The organism is Streptomyces sp. NBC_01260, assembly GCF_036226405.1.
Lineage (GTDB): Bacteria > Actinomycetota > Actinomycetes > Streptomycetales > Streptomycetaceae > Streptomyces > Streptomyces laculatispora.
Genome location: NZ_CP108464.1, coordinates 5,964,450 through 5,982,456 on the forward strand (window position 1 = coordinate 5,964,450; position 18,007 = coordinate 5,982,456).

The window sequence follows — 18,007 nt, forward strand, 5'->3', positions numbered from 1 at the left end:
CGAGTTCCGGGCGATCTGCGGGCGACCCCCGGCCAAAAGCCTGTTTTGGCCGGGAACCGGTCACTAGGATCCACTCGTTGATCCGATGCCAACGCAACGTGGAGGCGCCGGCACCGGCCGGCCCCCAAGGAAACCAATGGGAGGACTCATGGGAGTCAGCCTCAGCAAGGGCGGCAACGTCTCGCTGACCAAGGCCGCGCCCAACCTGACCGCGGTCATCGTGGGTCTGGGCTGGGACGCTCGTACCACCACCGGCGGAGATTTCGACCTCGACGCCAGCGCCCTGCTGACGAACGCCGAGGGCAAGGTCGGCAACGACGGCAATTTCGTCTTCTTCAACAACCTCAAGAGCCCCGACGGTTCCGTCGAGCACACCGGTGACAACCTCACCGGTGAGGGCGAGGGCGACGACGAGGTCATCAAGGTCAACCTGGCCGGTGTCCCGGCCGATGTCGACAAGATCGTCTTCCCGGTCTCGATCTACGAGGCCGAGTCGCGCCAGCAGAGCTTCGGCCAGGTGCGCAACGCGTACATCCGCGTGGTCAACCAGGCCGACAACAGCGAGCTCGCCCGCTACGACCTGAGCGAGGACGCCTCGACGGAGACCGCCATGGTCTTCGGCGAGCTGTACCGCAACGGTGCGGAGTGGAAGTTCCGCGCCATCGGTCAGGGCTACGCCTCGGGTCTGCGCGGCATCGCGCAGGACTTCGGCGTCAACGTCTAGACAGCCGATCCGGGGCCGCGCCCGCGGGGCGCGGCCCCGGGCAGGTACCAGCACGTCCCGTCCGGCGCCGCACCCTGTGCGGCGCCGGACGCGCTCAAAGACGGTTCATTCACTCGGGGAGGACACACACCATGGGCGTCACACTCGCCAAGGGAGGCAATGTCTCCCTCTCCAAGGCCGCACCCAATCTCACCCAGGTACTGATCGGGCTCGGCTGGGACGCACGATCCACCACGGGGGCCGACTTCGACCTCGACGCCAGCGCGCTGCTGTGCCAGTCGGGACGGGTGCTCGGTGACGAATGGTTCGTGTTCTACAACAACCTCACGAGCCCCGACGGCTCCGTGGAGCACACCGGCGACAACCTCACGGGTGAGGGCGAGGGCGACGACGAGTCGGTCATCGTGAACCTCACGCAGGTGCCGGCCGGCTGCGACAAGATCGTATTTCCGGTCTCGATCCATGACGCGGACAATCGCGGGCAGACATTCGGCCAGGTCAGCAATGCGTTCATCCGGGTGGTGAACCAGGCCGACGGCCAGGAACTCGCGCGTTACGACCTGAGCGAGGACGCCTCGACGGAGACCGCGATGATCTTCGGTGAGCTCTACCGTTATGGCGGCGAGTGGAAGTTCCGTGCAGTAGGGCAGGGGTACGCGTCGGGGCTGCGGGGCATCGCTCTAGACTTCGGGGTCAACGTTTCGTAAAGCCGCGCTCGGCGCGGGGGAGCCCCGTGCACACCGGGGAGAGACCCGTTACATAAATGATGGGGTAGCCAGTGCTTCTGAAAACCTTCGGCTGGTCGCTCGCGATTACCGCGATCGGCCTGGTCGCAGCGTGGTTCTACGGGGGGTGGGAGGCCTTCGGAGTGGTGGCGATCCTCTCCGTCCTGGAGATCTCGCTGTCCTTCGACAACGCGGTGATCAACGCCGGAATCCTGAAGAAGATGAATGCCTTCTGGCAGAAGATCTTCCTCACGGTCGGTGTGCTCATCGCGGTCTTCGGTATGCGGCTGGTGTTCCCCGTCGTGATCGTGGCCATCACTGCCAAGCTGGGTCCGATCGAAGCCATTAAGCTTTCCTTCAACGACGCGGACCGCTACAAGGAACTGGTCACGGACGCCCACCCGGCGATCGCCGCGTTCGGTGGCATGTTCCTGTTGATGATCTTCCTCGACTTCATTTTCGAGGACCGTGACATCCAGTGGCTGCGCTGGATCGAGCGCCCGCTCGCCAAGCTCGGCAAGGTCGACATGCTGTCGGTCTGCATCGCGCTGATCGTCCTGCTGATCTCGGCCATGACGTTCGCGGGCAACGCGCATCAGCACGGCGGCGGACACGCGGACAAGGCGGAGACGGTTCTGCTCGCGGGCATCGCGGGTCTGATCACCTACCTCATCGTCGGCGGACTCTCCGGCTTCTTCGAGAACAAGCTCGAAGAAGCGGAGGAACGCGAGCACGAGGAGGAGGAAGAGGCCCAGCGCACCGGCAAGAAGCTCTCCGCGGTCGCACTCTCCGGCAAGGCCGCGTTCTTCATGTTCCTCTACCTGGAAGTGCTCGACGCCTCCTTCTCGTTCGACGGCGTGATCGGCGCCTTCGCCATCACCAACGAGATCGTGCTGATGGCGCTGGGTCTCGGTATCGGTGCCATGTACGTCCGTTCGCTCACGGTCTACCTGGTCCGCCAGGGCACCCTGGACGACTACGTCTACCTGGAGCACGGCGCGCACTACGCGATCGGCGCGCTGGCCGTCATCCTGCTCGTCACGATCCAGTACGAGATCAACGAGATCATCACCGGTCTCGTCGGAGTCGTCCTGATCGGCTGGTCGTTCTGGTCGTCGGTCCGGCGCAACAAGGCCCTGGAGGCCGCGGGCGGCGGCGGGGACGACGGCGGCGGGGGCGGCGGTTCCACGTCTGAAGTCTCCGCCGGGGTGTGACCCGGTAGGGAATGAGGAACGCTCTCTGCGGGGCGGCTCGTACGGTGAAGGTCCTCGGGGAACACCCGGACCCGGCCCGGAGCCGCCCCGCAGCGGTGCGTGGGTCGTGTGTGCCTCATGCGACGGGTGCGGAGCCGATATCTGCGGGGCCGATATGTATGGGGGTTGGGGATGGCGTTCTGGGACAGCCTGTGGCCGGGGCGGGAAGCACAGTTCGAGTCGGGCAGCGCGGCCACCAACTCCATCGTGCTCTCCCGGCGGCACGCCACGGTCTCGCTGACCAAACAGGGTGCGCTCACCGGCAACCTCCGGGTCAACCTCTCCTGGCGGATGCGCACCTCCGACATCGAGGGCCGGTCACAGCAGAGCGGCCGGTTGCTGCGGCCGTTCAAGCTCTTCAAGCCCGATGTGGTCCAGGCGCACACCCAGGGCGTGGTCAACGTCGACCTGGACCTGGGCTGCATGTACGAGCTGACGGACGGCACCAAGGGCGTGGTGCAGCCGCTGGGCAACCTGATCGGCGATCTGAACGGGCCGCCGTACATCAGGCTCAGCGGGGACGACCGCTTCGGTGCGCCGTCCGGGGAGACCGTCTACGTCAACCTCGATCAGCGCGACCAGATCAAGCGGCTGCTGTTCTTCGTCTACATCTACGACCAGACACCGGCCTTCGACCGTACGCACGCCAAGGTGACGCTCTACCCGGGCAACGGGCCGCGCATCGAGATCGAGCTGGACGAACGGGCCCCGCAGGCGCGCTCGTGCGCCGTGTTCACGGTGGAGAACGTCAAGGGCGAACTGATCGTGCGGCGCGAGGTGAAGTTCGTGTACGGCTTCCAGTCGGAGCTGGACCGGCTGTACGGCTACGGGATGCAGTGGGGACGCGGCTACAAGTCCCGGGCGTAGGCGGTGCCGGGCGTGGCGCGGGCCCCGTACGGCTCTCGGGCCGGCAGAGCCGGTGCGGTGGGCCGGTGCGGCGGGTCAGGGGCGTATGAACTGGGGCCCCTGCGGCGGCAGGGCGAAATTCGGGTCCGGCGCGTACGCGGCCGCCGCCGCGGGCTGCGGATAGCCGTACGCGGGCTGCGCGGAGGCCGGCTGGGGGTAGCCGTAGGCAGGCTGCGGCGCCGGTGCGGGCGGGGCCGCGGCGGGCTGCGGATAGCCGTACGCGGGCTGCTGGTGCTGCACCGTGAGCTGCGAGTCCGGCCCGGGGGCCGGTGCGGGCGGGAACGCCGGTGCGGGCGGCAGCGACGTCGCGGCGGGCTCTGCCGCGGCCTCCGCCTCGTCGACCGAGATACCGAACGCGGTCGCGAGCCCGACGAGACCGGTCGGGTAGCCCTGCCCCACGGCCCGGAACTTCCAGCCATCGCCGCGCCGGTACAGCTCACCGCAGATGATCGCGGTTTCCTCGCCGGTCTCCGGCCGGATGTCGAACACGGCGAGCGGTTCCCCGCCCGCCGCCGTCGCGTCGAAGAGCATGACGCACAGGTCGCGCACTTGTTCGAAGGCGGCTCCGTCGGAGGATGCCGCGATGACCACCTGGTCGACCGAGGGGTCGAGCGCGTTCAGGTCGGCCTCGATGGTGTCCGTCAGCCCCTCTGCGAGGCTCCGCTTCGGCAGCCGCCGCACCAGGCCGGAAGGGTGACGGGGCTGGTTGTAGAAGACGAAGTCCTCGTCCGAGCGCACGCGGCCGCCGGAGCCGAGCAGCAGGGCCGAGGCGTCCACGTCGGGGACCCCGGCGCCCGGGGTCCAGCGCAGCACGGCCCGTACGGCCATGGCGTCGAGTGGGACGTTCGAACCTTTCACCATCGCGTGCGTCATGGCGGTCATCCTGCCTGCTGGCTGCCCCTGCGGACAACGTGGGGGTCGCGAGCCGTGTGTCGGAGAAATACCGGAAGCGTCGCGTCCGCACCCTTCGCAACCGTCGCTAAATGGACGAGTTACCCGGAATTCACGCGGTCAGGGAACTGTCGACACCCGCCCGTACGTACTATTACCGGCCACACGTTGTCCGATCGGTCAGCTAGCACGGGGGGATCTAGATGCGTCATTTCGGGCATATTGCGCCCAGTGTCAGGGGTGACCTGTTCTTCCAGCAGCCGTGCACCTTCGACGCCGGCGCGCCGGCCCGGGTGCTCTCGGCCGCACTGGGAGCCACCCTTTACAGCCCCGCCACCCGGCCGAGACTTGCCGACGACGTCATCAAGCAGGCCGCCCGGGGCGTCGTCTCCATGGTGCTGTGCCTGGAGGATTCGATCGATGACTCCGAGGTGGCCGGCGCCGAGGAGAATCTGGTCGGACAGTTCACCGAACTCGATGCGCGCGGCGGCGAACTGCCGCTGCTCTTCATCCGGGTCCGTGAACCGCACCAGATCACGGATCTGGTGCGCCGGCTCGGCGATTCCGCCCGGTTGTTGTCCGGTTTTGTACTTCCGAAATTCACGCAAGAGCGTGGCGTGCCGTTCATGGAGGCGCTCACCAAGGCCGAGAGCGACGGCGGCCGGCGGCTCTTCGCCATGCCCGTACTCGAATCGCCCGAGCTGCTCCATCTGGAGACCCGGCGGGAGGTCCTCCAGAAGATCGCCACCACCGTCGGCGCGTACCGGGACCGGATCCTCGCGCTGCGGCTCGGCGTCACCGACTTCTGCTCGGCGTACGGACTGCGCAGGGCGCCCGACATGACGGCGTACGACGTCCGGATCGTCGGCGACGTCATCGCCGACGTGGTCAATGTGCTGGGCAGGGCGGACGGCACGGGCTTCACGATCACCGGACCGGTGTGGGAGTACTTCCGACTCCAGGAACGCATGTTCAAGCCGCAGCTGCGCCGCAGCCCCTTCCTGGAGGGCCGGGCCGAAGAGCTGCGCACCGCGCTGATCGAGCACGACCTCGACGGTCTGCTGCGGGAGATAGAGCTGGACCGGGCCAACGGCCTGCTCGGCAAGACCTGTATCCACCCCTCGCACGTCGCGCCCGTGCACGCACTGTCGGTGGTCAGTCACGAGGAGTTCAGCGACGCCCAGGACATCCTGCGGCCGGAGAGCGGAGGCGGCGGCGTGCTGCGCTCCGCGTACACGAACAAGATGAACGAAGTGAAGCCGCACCGGGCCTGGGCCGAGCGCACCCTGCAGCGGGCCGAGGTCTTCGGAGTGGCGAGGGAAGACGTCGGCTTCGTGGAGCTGCTGGCCGCGAGCCTCGCGGAATGAGCCTGTTCGGGTGAGGGTGGTCCGGTGACGCTGTTCCGGTCAGAGTGTTCTGGTGACGGGGTTCCGGCGCCGGTGTCCGGACGGGCGTGACCCCGAGTACGGCCCCGAGTGCGACCCGATGAGCGGGCGCACAGCTGAGGAAAGAGACGGCGAACGTGGTGTGGTCGGGTAGCTGGGTCGCGGAGCGGCTGGGCGTCGAGCTCGTGGGCGACGGCGAGCTGCGGGAGCTGCTGGGCCTCGCCCTGCGGCGCAACCCCAAGCGGGCGCATCTGCTCGTGTCCCATGTGCTCGGCAAGCATGTGCCGCAGTACCCCTCGGTGGTCTACGGCGCCGGATTCGAGCTCGGCCGCCGGGTGCGGGAGCTGCTCGGGGAGGCCGGGACGCGGCGTGCGGTCGTGCTCGGCTACGCGGAGACGGCCACCGGCCTCGGCCACGCGGTCGCCGACGGGCTCGGCACCGCGCGGTATCTCCACTCGACGCGGCGCCCCGTGGCGGGCGTGGCGCGGGCGGGCGGCTTCGAGGAGTCGCACTCGCACGCCACCTCGCACCTGCTGCTGCCGGAGGACCCGGAACTGCTGGCGGGGGACGTCGGCGACGCGGTCGGCGCGGGGGAGACCGGCGGCGCGGGCGAGGCGCACCCGTCCGACGCGGTACTCGTGCTGGTCGATGACGAGTTCTCCACCGGCAACACGGTCCTCAACACCATCCGCGCCCTGCACGAGCGCTACCCCCGGAACCGCTACGTGATCGTGACCCTGGTCGACATGCGCTCGCCGGCCGACCGCGGTCGACTGGCCGAGTTCGCGGCGGAGATCGGCGCCCGCGTCGACCTGGTGGCGAGGAACTCGGGCATGGTCCGCCTCCCGGACGGCGTCCTGGAGAAGGGGCAGGCGCTGGTCACCGCGGAGGAGGCGGCGCAGGGGGCCGCTCGGGATGCGGCTCGGGAGTGCGCTCCCGGGGTGGCGCGGGAAGCGGCTCAGGAGCCGGAGGGGCACGCGGGGGCGGCGATATCGCAGCCGGCATCCGGCGCCGCCCGTTCCCGCCCTCGCCCCTGCACCCGGGTGGACCTGCGGTGGCCCGCCGGTGTGCCCGACGGCGGCAGGCACGGCTTCACCCCCGCACACCGCGCCCGGCTGGAGGCGGCCCTCCCCGCCATGGCGGACCGCATCGCCGCGGCGCTGGACGACGGAGCGCTGGACGACGGAGCGCAGGGCGACAGGGCGCTGGACGACAGGGCGCGCCGCGTGCTGATCCTCGGCTTCGAGGAGCTGATGTACGCACCCCTGCGCCTGGGCACCGCCCTGGAGGACCGCATCGGCGCCGAGGTCCGCTACTCCACCACGACCCGCTCCCCGGTCCTCGCGGTCGACGACCCGGGCTACGCGATACGCACCCGGCTGGTCTTCCCGGCCCACGACGACCCGGCGGACGGCCCGGGCGACCGGTTCGCGTACAACGTCGCGGGCGCGGGCTTCGACGCGGTCGTGGCCGTCGTCGACTCCACCGCGGACACACCCGAGCTGCACGCCCCCGACGGACTGCTGGCGCGGCTCGCCCCGCACACCGCCCAGGTCCTGCTCGCGGTCGTGCCCTCGTACATACCGCCCGAGGCGATACCGGCGGCGGCCGTCCCGTCCAAGGTCTCCGCGCAGTCCGCTCTCCCCGGCCCGTCCGCTCTCCCCGGCCCGTCCGCAGTCCTCCCCGTACCGACGTACGCACCCGAACGCCAGGAAGAACCCCGCATGCTGCCCGAGCCCCTCCGCGGCCCCGCCTTCTCCTCCTACGCGCCGGACGAGGTCGGCTGGCTGCTCCAGGACCTCTCGGACACCGAGCTGGAGGCGCCCACCGAGGAGCGCGAGGAGGCGATACAGAGCGGCGGCGCGCACTACGCCGAGTCGCTGCCCGTCGAGTACCAGCCGTCCGACCAGTACCAGGACCTGTTCAAGGCGGCACTGGACCAGTCGGCCGCCCGCATCGCCCGCGCCGTCGGCACCGTCACCGAGACCGTCCTCGCCGAGCGCGGCCCCCGTCCCGTACTGGTCTCGCTGGCCCGCGCCGGTACCCCCGTCGGCGTACTGATGCGCCGCTGGGCCCGCCACCGGCACGGCGTGGAGCTGCCGCACTACGCCGTCTCGATCGTGCGCGGCCGCGGCATCGACGCCAACGCCCTGCGCTGGCTGGCCGCCCACCACGACCCGGCCGACGTCGTCTTCGTCGACGGCTGGACGGGGAAGGGCGCCATCACCCGCGAACTGGCCTCCGCAATCGCGGAGTTCGAGGAGACCGGCGGGACGGAGGGCTTCAACCCGGAGATCGCGGTCCTGGCCGATCCCGGCGGCTGCGTCCGTACGTACGGCACCCGTGAGGACTTCCTGATCCCCTCGGCCTGCCTCAACTCCACGGTGTCCGGGCTGATTTCGCGTACGGTCCTGCGCTCCGACCTGGTCGGGCCGGAGGACTTCCACGGCGCGAAGTTCTACCGCGAGCTCGCCGGATCGGATGTCTCCGGCCACTTCCTCGACACCGTCGCCGACCGGTTCGGCGAGGTCGCGGGCGCGGTCGACACCGACGTCAAGGAGCTGCTCACCGCCGACCGCGCACCCACCTGGGAGGGCTGGGCCGCGGTGGAACGGATCAGCGAGGAGTACGGCATCCACGACGTGAACCTGGTCAAGCCGGGCGTCGGCGAGACGACCCGGGTCCTGCTGCGCCGGGTCCCGTGGAAGATCCTCGCCAAGCGCGGCGCCGGCGCGGACCTGGAACACATCAGGCTGCTGGCGCAGCAGCGCGGCGTGCCCGTCGAGGAGGTCGACGAACTCCCTTACACCTGCGTCGGGTTGATCCACCCCAAGTACACGCGCGGGGCGACCGGTGCGGACGGCAAGGCGGTGGAGTCCAAGTGACGTCCCACGTGACCTCCCCGGTGACGCTGGTCGCCAGCGACCTCGACCGCACCCTCATCTACTCGGCGGCCGCCCTCCAGCTCCCGATGCCGGACGCGGAGGCCCCCCGGCTGCTCTGCGTCGAGGTGTACGACAACAAGCCGCTCTCGTACGTCACGGAGACGGCCGCCGCACTGCTCGTCGAACTGGCCCGCTCCACGGTCTTCGTGCCGGCCACCACCCGTACCCGTGAGCAGTACCACCGCATCCACCTCCCGGGACCCGCGGCCCGGTTCGCGATCTGTGCCAACGGCGGACACATCCTGGTGGACGGCGAGTCCGACCCGGACTGGCAGCGGACGGTGACCCGCAGGCTGGCCGACGAGTGCGCCTCGCTCGCCGAGGTCCGCGCCCACCTCATATCCGCCGCCGACCCCGCCTGGCTGCTCAAGGAGCGGGTCGCCGAGGATCTCTTCGCCTACCTCGTCGTCGACCGGGCACTGCTGCCCCCGGACTGGACGCAGGAGCTGGCCGAGTGGGCGGAGCCGCGCGGCTGGACCGTCTCGCTCCAGGGCCGCAAGATCTACGCCGTACCGCGGCCGCTCACCAAGAGCGCGGCGATGCACGAGGTGGCCCGTCGCACGGACGCCACGCTCACACTCGCTGCCGGTGACTCCCTCCTGGACGCCGACCTGCTGCTCGCCGCCGACCACGGCTGGCGCCCCGGCCACGGCGAACTCGCCGACGCGCGATGGAGCGCCCCGCACGTGGTGGCGACCGCCGAGCGGGGCGTGGCCGCGGGCGAGGAGATCCTGCGGAGCCTCCTTCGGACGTCGGGCCTGCGCCAGGCCGCCTGATACGCGGGGGCGGCGCACCGAGTGGCCGCGCGCCGCCCGCCACACCGTGGAATTCGCTCGAACCGGCGGTGTCGCGGTGTCCGGCGACTACAGTCACCGCGTTCTCGCCTGCCGGGGGGAGCATGTGGCCGACCAGGGAGTTGTGCGATGACCAAGGGAAACGAAACCAAGATCACGGACGAGCTGTACGCGTACATGCTCGCGCACAATCCGCCGCTGGACGCGGTGCAGCGCGAACTCGTCGAGACCACGTACGCCCGTCTCCCCGACCATGCGGGCATGCAGTCGGCCGAGGAACAGGGCCCGCTGCTGGCCTTCCTCGTCCGGCTGACCGGGGCCCGTCACATCGTGGAGGTCGGCACCTTCACCGGCTTCTCCGCCCTGTCGATGGCCCAGGCCCTGCCCGCCGACGGACGGCTGATCGCCTGCGACGTCTCGGAGGAGTGGACGGCATACGGCCGTGAGGCGTGGGAGAAGGCAGGCGTCGCCGACAGGATCGACCTGCGGATCGCCCCCGCCCTCGACACCCTGCGGGCGATGCCCGCCGAACCGCACATCGACTTCGCCTACCTCGACGCGGACAAGGGCAACTACATCCCGTACTGGGAGGAACTGGTGCCCCGGATGCGTCAGGGCGGCGTCATCACCACGGACAACGTGCTCTTCCACGGCGGCGTGACGGACCCGCGCGCCACCGGCGGAGCGGCGGCCATCAAGGAGTTCAACGACCACGTGTCCGCCGACCCGCGGATGGACAGCGTGCTGCTCACGGTGTCGGACGGCCTGACCCTGTCGCGCAAGCGGTAGCGGTAGGAGTAGCGGTAGCGACGGCGCGGAGTCGCGGAGTCGCGGTGTGCGGCCGGGGCCGCCGACGGGTCAGCCGGCCGGGTCAGCCGCAGCAGCCCCCGCCGCAGCAACCGCCACCGCCTGACGGTGCCGGCGCGGAACCGGCCGCGCCGCCCACGGCGACGGCGGACAGAAGCTTCACGGTGTCCTCGTGCCCGGCGGGGCAGGAGGCGGGGGCAGAGGACTCGGCCATCGGGCGGCTGAGTTCGAACGTTTCTCCGCAGGAGCGGCAGCGGTACTCGTAACGAGGCATGGCCCCAGGTTATCCGCCGAGACCTGATCCCAGGCAGAGGCAGAGGCAGTAGCAGAGGCAGAAGCCGCGACAAAGACAACGGCAACTGCAACGGCAGCGACCACGGCAGCGACGACTGTCCACGCGGGGATCAGGCCCGTGCGGCGCGACGGGTAGGCCCTACACTCACCGCCCGGAGGAGGGCGGGACGACAACGGGCATCTCATCGAGCTGCCTGCGCCGCCCGAGACGTTCCTCGTGCGCGGCTTCCTCGGGATGGCGGGTCCGCCAGTACGGGTTGTCGTGGGGGAGTCCGCCGCTGACGCGCCCGTACATCCCGAACATCATCAGCAGCAGCCCGACGACAAAGCTGAACAGCACGTTCTGGATCTGGAAGGCGAGGAAGTTCATCCCGGTGTCCAGCACTGCGAGGTTCACGAAGCCGCTGAGGATGAACACGATGCCGATGACCATGTTGAGGGTCGAGGCGAAGTTGCCGCCGATCACCATGCCGACGAACAGCAGTAGCCCGACGCAGATCGACAGGACGCTGAGCGCGCCGTTGGTGCTGAGGCCCGCGACCGTGTCACCGCCGGTGTCGAAGAAGCCGATCTTGTCGATCAGCCCGAGAACGCCGAAGGCGAGCAGCACCAGACCCATCAGCCCCGCCCCTACCTGGTAGACGCGGCTCAGCCGATGGTCGACGGGCAGATGCTCATCGAGTCGAGTGGGCCTGCGGTGAGCTGCGGGCCGTCGGGCGGGACGCAGTATGTGGGTCGCCATGGCGGGGGCCCTCCTTCGGGTACTACCAACCAGGATCGCTCCGCGACGGGTGCGGCGCACGTCGGCATCCACCGGCCGGCGTCGCACGGAGGCCCGGCGCAGCATCCGGCCGGGGCCTGGCGAAAGGAGGCCCAGGCGCAGGACGGACCAGCGAGGGGGAACGACCAGCGAGGGACAGACCAGCGAGGGGGAACGACCAGCTAGAGACAGACCAGCGAGGGACGTGCCGGGGGCGGGTCGGCTCAGGTGCCGGCCCCGCGCTCCTCGCGGATCTCGGAAACCACGCGAGCGGCGGTCTGCCGTACGCCCTCCGTCACGGTCAGGAAGTGCCAGTAGTCGGGATGGCGTCCCTCAAGACCGGTGACGGCCTGGTCGAGCCGGGCCACCGCGTCGTCCAGCGGACGGGCATGGCGCGGCTCGGGGGTGTTGCGCCCGGCCATGGCCAGCCGCTGGGCGTCCCGGATCGCGAACCGGGTCCGCTGGATCTCCTGCTGCGGGTCCTTGGCCACCTGGTTCAGCCGGTGCAGCCGGTCACCGGCTGCGGACACCGCCTCGTCCGTGGCGTTGAGCAGGGCTCGTACCGTACTCAGCCGGGAGGTCGCATCGGCCCAGCGCTGCTCGCTGCGCGCCTTCGCGGCCTCCTTCAGCTTCTCCTCGGCCTGGCGGACATTGACCGCAGCCTGCTCCGGAACGGGCTGGAGGTCCTGCCAGCAGGCGGCCGAGAACCGTCTCCGCAACTCGCTGAGCACGGGCTCGACGGAAGCGGACCGGGTCGTCAGGGCCTGGGCGCGCGTACGCAGCGTCACCAGCCGGCGATCGATCTCGGCGGCCCGCTCGGGCAACTGAGCAGCCTCGGCCCGTACGGCCTCGGCATCGCGCAGCACCTGATCGGCGCGCTGGAGGGTCTCGGCCACGCCGTGCCGGCCGGCGCCCTGGTTGAGCTTGGTCAGCTCGGGGGCGAGGGCGGCGAGCCGCGCGGCGAGATCGTCCGCTCGCAATCCGGACTCCCGCACCGCGTCGAGAGCATTGCTCGCGGACAGGAGCGCCTGCCGTGCCCGCTCCACCGCCGGCGCGAGCCGCGCGAGCTGGGTCTCGGCGCTGCCGAGCAGCGGCCCGAGACCGGCCGCGAACCGGTCCAGCTCGCCCTTGGCCTGCACGAGGTCGTTCCTGGCGGAGGCGAGCTGGGCCTTGGCCTGTGTGGCGATCGACGGTTCAAGATCGTCGCGATCCAGATCGTGGGCGTCGACAGCGGTGATGTAGGCGCCGCTGGCCGCGTCGATACGCCGCCCCAGCGCGGCAAAGTCGTCGACGGCCTTGCGCGCGGCCGGCGAACTGTCCACCGCGGTGATCGTCTCGATCGAGATCTGCAGATCTCGCTGGGCCGTGTCCAGCTCGTAGAACGCCTCGGCGGCAGCATCCTTCGCGGCCTGCGCCTCGGCCCGCTGCCCCTCCCCGCGCCCGCCGAACCAGCGCCGCGTGCCGCCACCGGCGAAGGCGGCCGACAGTGCCCCCGCAAGCAGCGGAACCGGCAGCAGCATCAACGCGAGGACATCACGGACGTCTCTGACGGCGGAACTCGCACCCGCTCTCGCCTGCGGCTTCGCGTGTGTCGCCGTCACATCCCTCTCCCGTGCCGATTCGCCCTGCCCGGTACATTCTCCCACCAGGTAAGGACGAACACACGGGCCGGTTAGTTCGCGCTTCGCACCGTGACTTCGCCGTTGTTGCTCCGGGCCTTCACCACATGGCGGCTGTCGTCGCTGCGCGGCACCTCCACCGAGATGTTCCCGTTGTCGGCCCTGGCGCTCACCGCGTATGAGGTGCTGCCGCCCGGAAGCTCGATGGTGACCTTGCCGTTGTCACTGACGGTGTCCACCAACGTCGGCACAGCGGTGAACCCCAGCCGCACCGCACCGTTGTCCGAGTCGGCCTTCACGGACGAGCCGGAGATCCCCTCGGCGACGATGCCGCCGTTGGCGCTGTCCAGCTTCAGCGGCCCGCTGGAATCGCGCACGGTCACCTTGCCGTTGTCGGAGCGCAGGTCGAGCGGGGTGTCGAACCCCGACGCCACGATCTTCCCGTTGTCCCCGCGCACGGTGACCGACACCCCGCGCGGCACCTTCACCTGATGCTTGGAGGCACAGTCACTGATCAGGGCCTTGCACTTCATCTTCAGCGTCAGCGTGCCGCCCTGCATCTCCCAGTGCGGATTGGGCCCGCTCCCGAGCACCACCCACCCATCGACCTGCCGGGTCACCTCGACCTTCTTCACATCGGCCGGCACGAGCTCCAGCGTCGTATTGGCCGTATCGATGGTCAGCGTCTTCCCACTGAACGCGAACGACTTGTGATCGACCGGTGCGTCGTCGGCGTCCGTACCGCCGCAGCCGGAGAGAACAAGGGCGGCAATCACCGCTCCGCCGGACGCGATGAGTGTGCGAGTGCGGGTGCGGGTGCGGAATGCCACGGTGATCGTTCCCCCAGGTCGTGCGACGGTCGGTTCGCCGCTCTGCGTTCCCGGTCACCGTATGTGCGCGCCGGCACCCGGGGGAATCGGGACGGCTACCGTATGCGGGGTGGGGATATCCCCCGCCTCCCGCCCACCCTCGACGGCCCCGCGCCGCCTCGTCCCACCCCGGCTGCTGCCGTCGGCAACCGTTTGTGACCGGGGGCCGTAGGCCATGTACGCTGTTGCCTCATCCACGGGTGCGTAGCTCAGGGGTAGAGCGCTGCTCTTACAAAGCAGATGTCGGCGGTTCGAAACCGTCCGCGCCCACCAGTGCAAAGGCCCCCAACCGATCATGGTTGGGGGCCTTTGACATCCACTTCTGACATCAACGGTTGCGGTCACCCACGGTCGGGACGCTGCCGCTTCAGCATGCGGTCCAGGTGGCTCACGGCCTCGCGTTGAGTGTCCTGGACGACGTGGGTCGTCAGCCGGCCGCCTTGGCGATGATGCGCTCCATCTCCTCTGGGCCGAAGGCCCGCAGAGTCGTGGAACGGACGCTGCCCACCCCACCGAGCTGCAGGAGTGCTGCCGTGGCAGTTTCGTCGTCGGGCGCCTCGACGATGGCCACGAGGTCGTACGGACCGACGGTCCAGTAGATGCTCAGGAGCTTCGCCCCGAGCTTCTGTACCGCTGACCCGAAGGCCTCGGAGCGCTTTGCGGTGTCCTTGTAGTTTCGGACCCCTTGATCGGTCCAGCTCAGCAAGGTGACGTACGTCGGCATGTTCTTTCACCTTCACGAGGAGACACATTGTGAGGACAAGCCTGGACATCTGGGCCAGAACCTGCACGAGATACGCACCCGAACGAGCAATACGAGCGACCACAGGCATCGAGGGGCAGGCTGACATCAACGACAGCGGACACCGACGGTCGCCGCGGTTCTCTGCGGAGTGGATGCAGCCATACAGTCGTAGCTATCCGGGGCCGCTGATATCGCGGATCGAACTCACAACGTCCGCGCCCACCAGTGCAAGGGCCCCCAACCGATCATGGTTGGGGGCCCTTGACATCCACTTCTGACATCAACGGGTGCGGTCACTCACGGTCGGGGCGCCGCCGCTTCAGCATGCGGTCCAGGTGACTCACAGCCTCGCGTTGCGTGTCCTGGACGACGTGGGTGCAGATGTTCATCGTGACCGCGATCTGACTGTGTCCGAGGATCTCCATCACGACGCGGGGAGCGACCCCGGCGGCGGTCAGCAGGGTCGCGCATCCGTGGCGGGCGTCGTGCAGCCGGATCACGCGAAGCCCGGCGGTCTTGGCTACACGGGTGAACGAGCGGTACAGGTTGCGCGGCTCGATCGGCCGACCGGTGCGGGTGGTGAAGACGTAGCCGGTCTCTTCCCACTGATCATCGGCGGCTTTTCCGGCGAAGCCTATGAACGGTCTTGGCACAGGAAGCAGCAACCTACTCAGCTGCCCCGACCAGGCCGCTGCACGCCAGCAAGATCGTGTTACGAGTTCTTGGGCCGGTACGGCCGTCGCTGACTTCCCCGGTTGGAGCTACGGACCCGAAGGTCTCTGACATCCCCAGCTGACATCAACGACGCCGGACGGTAGCGCACACGGGCATCTCTGTCTGACTGTCGCGGCGAGGGCAAGGAGGAGTGGGACGGGTTCTGATCGACTTACAAAGCAGATGTCGGCGGTTCGAAACTGTCCGCGCCCACAGTAGGAAACCGCAGGTGAGAGCCTGATTCGGCCCCCTGGTCCACACAGACCGGGGGGCCGTTTCCATGATCGATGCCACATGGATGCCACATCCCCACGAAATCACGCTCTCTCATCACTCGATAGAGGGACCGGAAACGTGGCCGGTACACCGTAGAGTGCGGCGCATGGGAGGGGCAGGTGTGTCTCCCCGCGCGCGCCTGACACGCGCCTCCCGTATTCTGCGGCGCCTTGGCGGGGAGGCTCTACCCGCAGAAGCGTGACCCCCGCCGTGAGACTCGGCTGGGGTCTTCTGCCGCCCAACGTAAACCGCCCCGCACCTGTTCGGGTGCGGGGCGGGGCGCCTTGACCGAGTCATGGTGCCATCCGGCGCAATCTGGCGAACGCCGATGCGCAGGTAGTGACCGGGCAGAGCCCGAAACAGCCATGATCAAATATGTACCATCGATGGTACTGACATAGATCACGGCGGACCAGAGCGTTAACGGGGTGCCGACTGATCCCCTACCCGACTGGGTACCCGCCCGCCGCCGCCGGGCCATCGGGGACCGCGTCCGGGCCGCCCGCGTTGCCGCAGGCCTCACCCAAGAGGAAGTGGCTGGCCGGTGCGGGCTCGACCGGAAGACCGTGAATCGCCTGGAGCAGGGCCACACCTCTCCGCTCCTCGATCACCTGCTCCTCATCGCCGACGCGATCGGCGTGGACCTCACCGTCCTCGTTCGGCAGCGAGCCCCGACCGCGCGAGAGGTCGGGGCTCTGGTCATCTACCGTCAGGCGTGGGCGCGGACGAGCAGGGTGCCGATTTTTCTCGGCCCGGGCGGCGCGGGCAGGACTCGGGCGGCTGCCACAGTGAAGCCGTGCTCGGTGAGGAGCGCCTCCCACCGTTCGGGTTCGTAGTCCCAGCGCTTGACGACGAGCGGGTCCTCATCCTCGGACCGGTTGATGTACGAGGCCTGGCATCCGTAGCAGCCCTCGATCGGTGGCCGGTGCGAGAAGGCCAGCACACCACCCGGACGGAGCCGCTGGCGGATGGCGGGCAAGAGGACGGCCGGGTCGGTGAACCACGCCGCACCGAAGACGGAGAACACGGCGTCGAAGTGCTCGCCGCTCTCTGCGAGGAACCGGGTGGCCTCGGTGTGGTGGAGGACCATGCCGGTGTCGGACCAGCGGGCTTCGGCGGCCTTGAGCTGCGCGAGCGAGACGTCGACGCCGACTGCGCGGGCGCCGAGAGCGGTGATGTGGGCGAGGTTTCCACCCTTGCCGCAGCCCAGGTCCAGAACGGATGCGCCCGGGTCCACGCCCAGCAGTTCGGCGCCGGGGCCGTGGTCGGCGTACTGGGTCCAGTTGAACCAGGTGGACTCGCCTGCCGCGTTCGTGTGCCGGCGCTCCGGCTTCTGCTTCGAGTAGGTGTCCCAGGCCTGGGTCTCGGTCATGCTGCTCCGTTCATGGGCCGACCGCCCGGGGGGATGTGCCCAGGCGGTTGGCTTCGGGGTGAGCTGACTACCTCTTCTTCTTGCCGCCGTTCGGGCTGTCGGTGCAACCCGCGTGGCACTGGGAGCACTCGCCCATCTTGGCGGCTTCGGGCCACAGATCGGGCTCGATTCGGAATCCCGCCGCGGTCAACGCGTCGAGGTTGCGCCTGCGCTCGGCTGCGGCACCACCTTTGGCGTCTTCGCCGTCGGGTGTCGGGACGTGATGGATGAAGCGTCCGGCGATCCGTTCGCAGAACGCGGCGTAGTCGACGGTGTGAAGGATCCACGTGTGCCAGCCGACGTCCACCGGCTTGCTCGGCGAGAGCTTCAGGCCGGGGCGCTGGGCGCCGGTGGCGAGGAACGCGGCGGTCTGCGCGACGATACGGCGGGCGGTGGTGGTGGTGTGCTCGGGGTGGTCCTTGACGATGCGGGCGGCAAGCCGCTCCATCATCTCGGGCTCGACGAGCGTGACAGGGTCAGTGGTGCCCACGGGACGCTCTAACGCGATGGTCATGTGCTTCCTCCTGTAGTGGACTTGCCCTCACGTGAGGGCGGGCCCGCCCGTGCCGGGTGGCGGGGTGCACCGGCACGGACGGGAGTTGTGGGGTGATCAGGGCCAGGCCCCCTGATTCAGTGCGTCATTGCCGTGCCTGGCGCCAGGCATGGCCGAGCCGTACGACTGTCGTGCATGCCGCCCCGGCCCGGCACGCGGCGCAGGCGAGGGTGTGGCCGAGCCATGCTCGGTAGGCATGGTCCTGGGCGGGGCGGACGGCGGCCGTCACGATGCGCTCCAAGTGGTGCAGCGGGGGCATGCGCAGGGCGGCAGTTCGAACGTTGTCTCCGGCTGCTCCAGGGGGACAACTTCGGCCTCCCGCACCAGCCTGGTGGT

17 protein-coding genes, 1 tRNA gene and 2 pseudogenes are annotated in these 18,007 nt (G+C 69.4%); 10 read left to right on the forward strand and 10 right to left on the reverse strand.

Going from position 1 to position 18,007, the window contains the following annotated elements:
- Positions 1–148: 148 nt before the first annotated feature.
- The 4 genes from OG322_RS26505 (at position 149) to OG322_RS26520 (ending at position 3,569) form a co-directional block, all read left to right on the forward strand.
- Positions 149–724 carry a TerD family protein gene (locus tag OG322_RS26505; RefSeq protein WP_024491201.1) on the forward strand — a complete coding sequence of 192 codons (576 nt, stop codon included), beginning with the start codon at positions 149–151 and terminating at the stop codon, positions 722–724.
- Between the two features lie 131 nt (positions 725–855).
- On the forward strand, positions 856–1,431 hold the full coding sequence (locus OG322_RS26510) for a TerD family protein (protein WP_123470656.1): 576 nt from the start codon (positions 856–858) through the stop codon (positions 1,429–1,431).
- Positions 1,432–1,502: 71 nt separating this feature from the next.
- Complete coding sequence (locus OG322_RS26515; protein ID WP_329307041.1) at positions 1,503–2,663, forward strand: DUF475 domain-containing protein; 1,161 nt, start codon at positions 1,503–1,505, stop codon at positions 2,661–2,663.
- Between the two features lie 171 nt (positions 2,664–2,834).
- Positions 2,835–3,569 (forward strand): TerD family protein, encoded by a 735-nt coding sequence (locus tag OG322_RS26520; protein WP_123470650.1) that lies wholly within the window; start codon positions 2,835–2,837, stop codon positions 3,567–3,569.
- 75 nt (positions 3,570–3,644) lie between these two features.
- Here OG322_RS26520 and OG322_RS26525 read toward each other — a convergent pair whose 3' ends face one another.
- Positions 3,645–4,481 carry a TerD family protein gene (locus tag OG322_RS26525; RefSeq protein WP_266412083.1) on the reverse strand — a complete coding sequence of 279 codons (837 nt, stop codon included), beginning with the start codon at positions 4,479–4,481 and terminating at the stop codon, positions 3,645–3,647.
- 221 nt (positions 4,482–4,702) lie between these two features.
- On the opposite strand from OG322_RS26525, the gene OG322_RS26530 reads away from it, so the two are divergent.
- The 4 genes from OG322_RS26530 (at position 4,703) to OG322_RS26545 (ending at position 10,412) form a co-directional block, all read left to right on the forward strand.
- On the forward strand, positions 4,703–5,866 hold the full coding sequence (locus OG322_RS26530) for an HpcH/HpaI aldolase/citrate lyase family protein (protein WP_123470646.1): 1,164 nt from the start codon (positions 4,703–4,705) through the stop codon (positions 5,864–5,866).
- A 155-nt stretch (positions 5,867–6,021) separates the two neighbouring features.
- Positions 6,022–8,769: a phosphoribosyltransferase gene (locus OG322_RS26535; protein ID WP_329307042.1), complete on the forward strand. Its 2,748-nt coding sequence runs from the start codon at positions 6,022–6,024 to the stop codon at positions 8,767–8,769.
- Positions 8,766–9,605, forward strand: coding sequence for an HAD family hydrolase (locus OG322_RS26540; protein ID WP_123470641.1), 840 nt, complete (start codon positions 8,766–8,768; stop codon positions 9,603–9,605). The genes OG322_RS26535 and OG322_RS26540 overlap by 4 nt, the downstream gene beginning before the upstream one ends.
- 147 nt (positions 9,606–9,752) lie before the next feature.
- A complete protein-coding gene (locus OG322_RS26545; RefSeq protein ID WP_123470638.1) occupies positions 9,753–10,412 on the forward strand; it encodes an O-methyltransferase in 660 nt (219 codons plus the stop codon).
- A gap of 82 nt (positions 10,413–10,494) precedes the next feature.
- Here OG322_RS26545 and OG322_RS26550 read toward each other — a convergent pair whose 3' ends face one another.
- The 4 genes from OG322_RS26550 to OG322_RS26565 form a co-directional block, all read right to left on the reverse strand.
- Positions 10,495–10,704, reverse strand: a complete 210-nt coding sequence (locus OG322_RS26550; RefSeq protein ID WP_329307043.1) for an FmdB family zinc ribbon protein — start codon at positions 10,702–10,704, stop codon at positions 10,495–10,497.
- A 165-nt stretch (positions 10,705–10,869) separates the two neighbouring features.
- On the reverse strand, positions 10,870–11,466 hold the full coding sequence (locus OG322_RS26555; RefSeq protein ID WP_123470633.1) for a DUF4383 domain-containing protein: 597 nt from the start codon (positions 11,464–11,466) through the stop codon (positions 10,870–10,872).
- A 242-nt stretch (positions 11,467–11,708) separates the two neighbouring features.
- Complete coding sequence (locus tag OG322_RS26560) at positions 11,709–13,085, reverse strand: hypothetical protein (RefSeq protein ID WP_123470630.1); 1,377 nt, start codon at positions 13,083–13,085, stop codon at positions 11,709–11,711.
- Between the two features lie 71 nt (positions 13,086–13,156).
- Positions 13,157–13,933: a DUF4097 family beta strand repeat-containing protein gene (locus tag OG322_RS26565; protein ID WP_123470627.1), complete on the reverse strand. Its 777-nt coding sequence runs from the start codon at positions 13,931–13,933 to the stop codon at positions 13,157–13,159.
- Between the two features lie 237 nt (positions 13,934–14,170).
- Between OG322_RS26565 and OG322_RS26570 the strand changes: the two genes are divergently transcribed.
- Positions 14,171–14,245, forward strand: a tRNA-Val gene (locus OG322_RS26570).
- Positions 14,246–14,399: 154 nt separating this feature from the next.
- Here the strand turns inward: OG322_RS26570 and OG322_RS26575 are convergent.
- Positions 14,400–14,696 (reverse strand): GYD domain-containing protein, encoded by a 297-nt coding sequence (locus tag OG322_RS26575; protein ID WP_123470625.1) that lies wholly within the window; start codon positions 14,694–14,696, stop codon positions 14,400–14,402.
- A gap of 314 nt (positions 14,697–15,010) precedes the next feature.
- A pseudogene (locus OG322_RS26580) lies at positions 15,011–15,322 on the reverse strand (tyrosine-type recombinase/integrase); the annotation flags it as partial.
- A gap of 813 nt (positions 15,323–16,135) precedes the next feature.
- Here OG322_RS26580 and OG322_RS26585 point away from each other — a divergent pair.
- A pseudogene (locus OG322_RS26585) lies at positions 16,136–16,351 on the forward strand (helix-turn-helix domain-containing protein); the annotation flags it as partial.
- A gap of 65 nt (positions 16,352–16,416) precedes the next feature.
- Here the strand turns inward: OG322_RS26585 and OG322_RS26590 are convergent.
- The 3 genes from OG322_RS26590 to OG322_RS26600 form a co-directional block, all read right to left on the reverse strand.
- On the reverse strand, positions 16,417–17,079 hold the full coding sequence (locus OG322_RS26590; RefSeq protein ID WP_329307044.1) for a class I SAM-dependent methyltransferase: 663 nt from the start codon (positions 17,077–17,079) through the stop codon (positions 16,417–16,419).
- Positions 17,080–17,146: 67 nt separating this feature from the next.
- Positions 17,147–17,632, reverse strand: coding sequence for a glycine-rich domain-containing protein (locus OG322_RS26595; protein WP_329307045.1), 486 nt, complete (start codon positions 17,630–17,632; stop codon positions 17,147–17,149).
- Between the two features lie 124 nt (positions 17,633–17,756).
- Positions 17,757–17,930, reverse strand: coding sequence for a hypothetical protein (locus OG322_RS26600; RefSeq protein ID WP_329307046.1), 174 nt, complete (start codon positions 17,928–17,930; stop codon positions 17,757–17,759).
- Between the last annotated feature and the right edge of the window lie 77 nt (positions 17,931–18,007).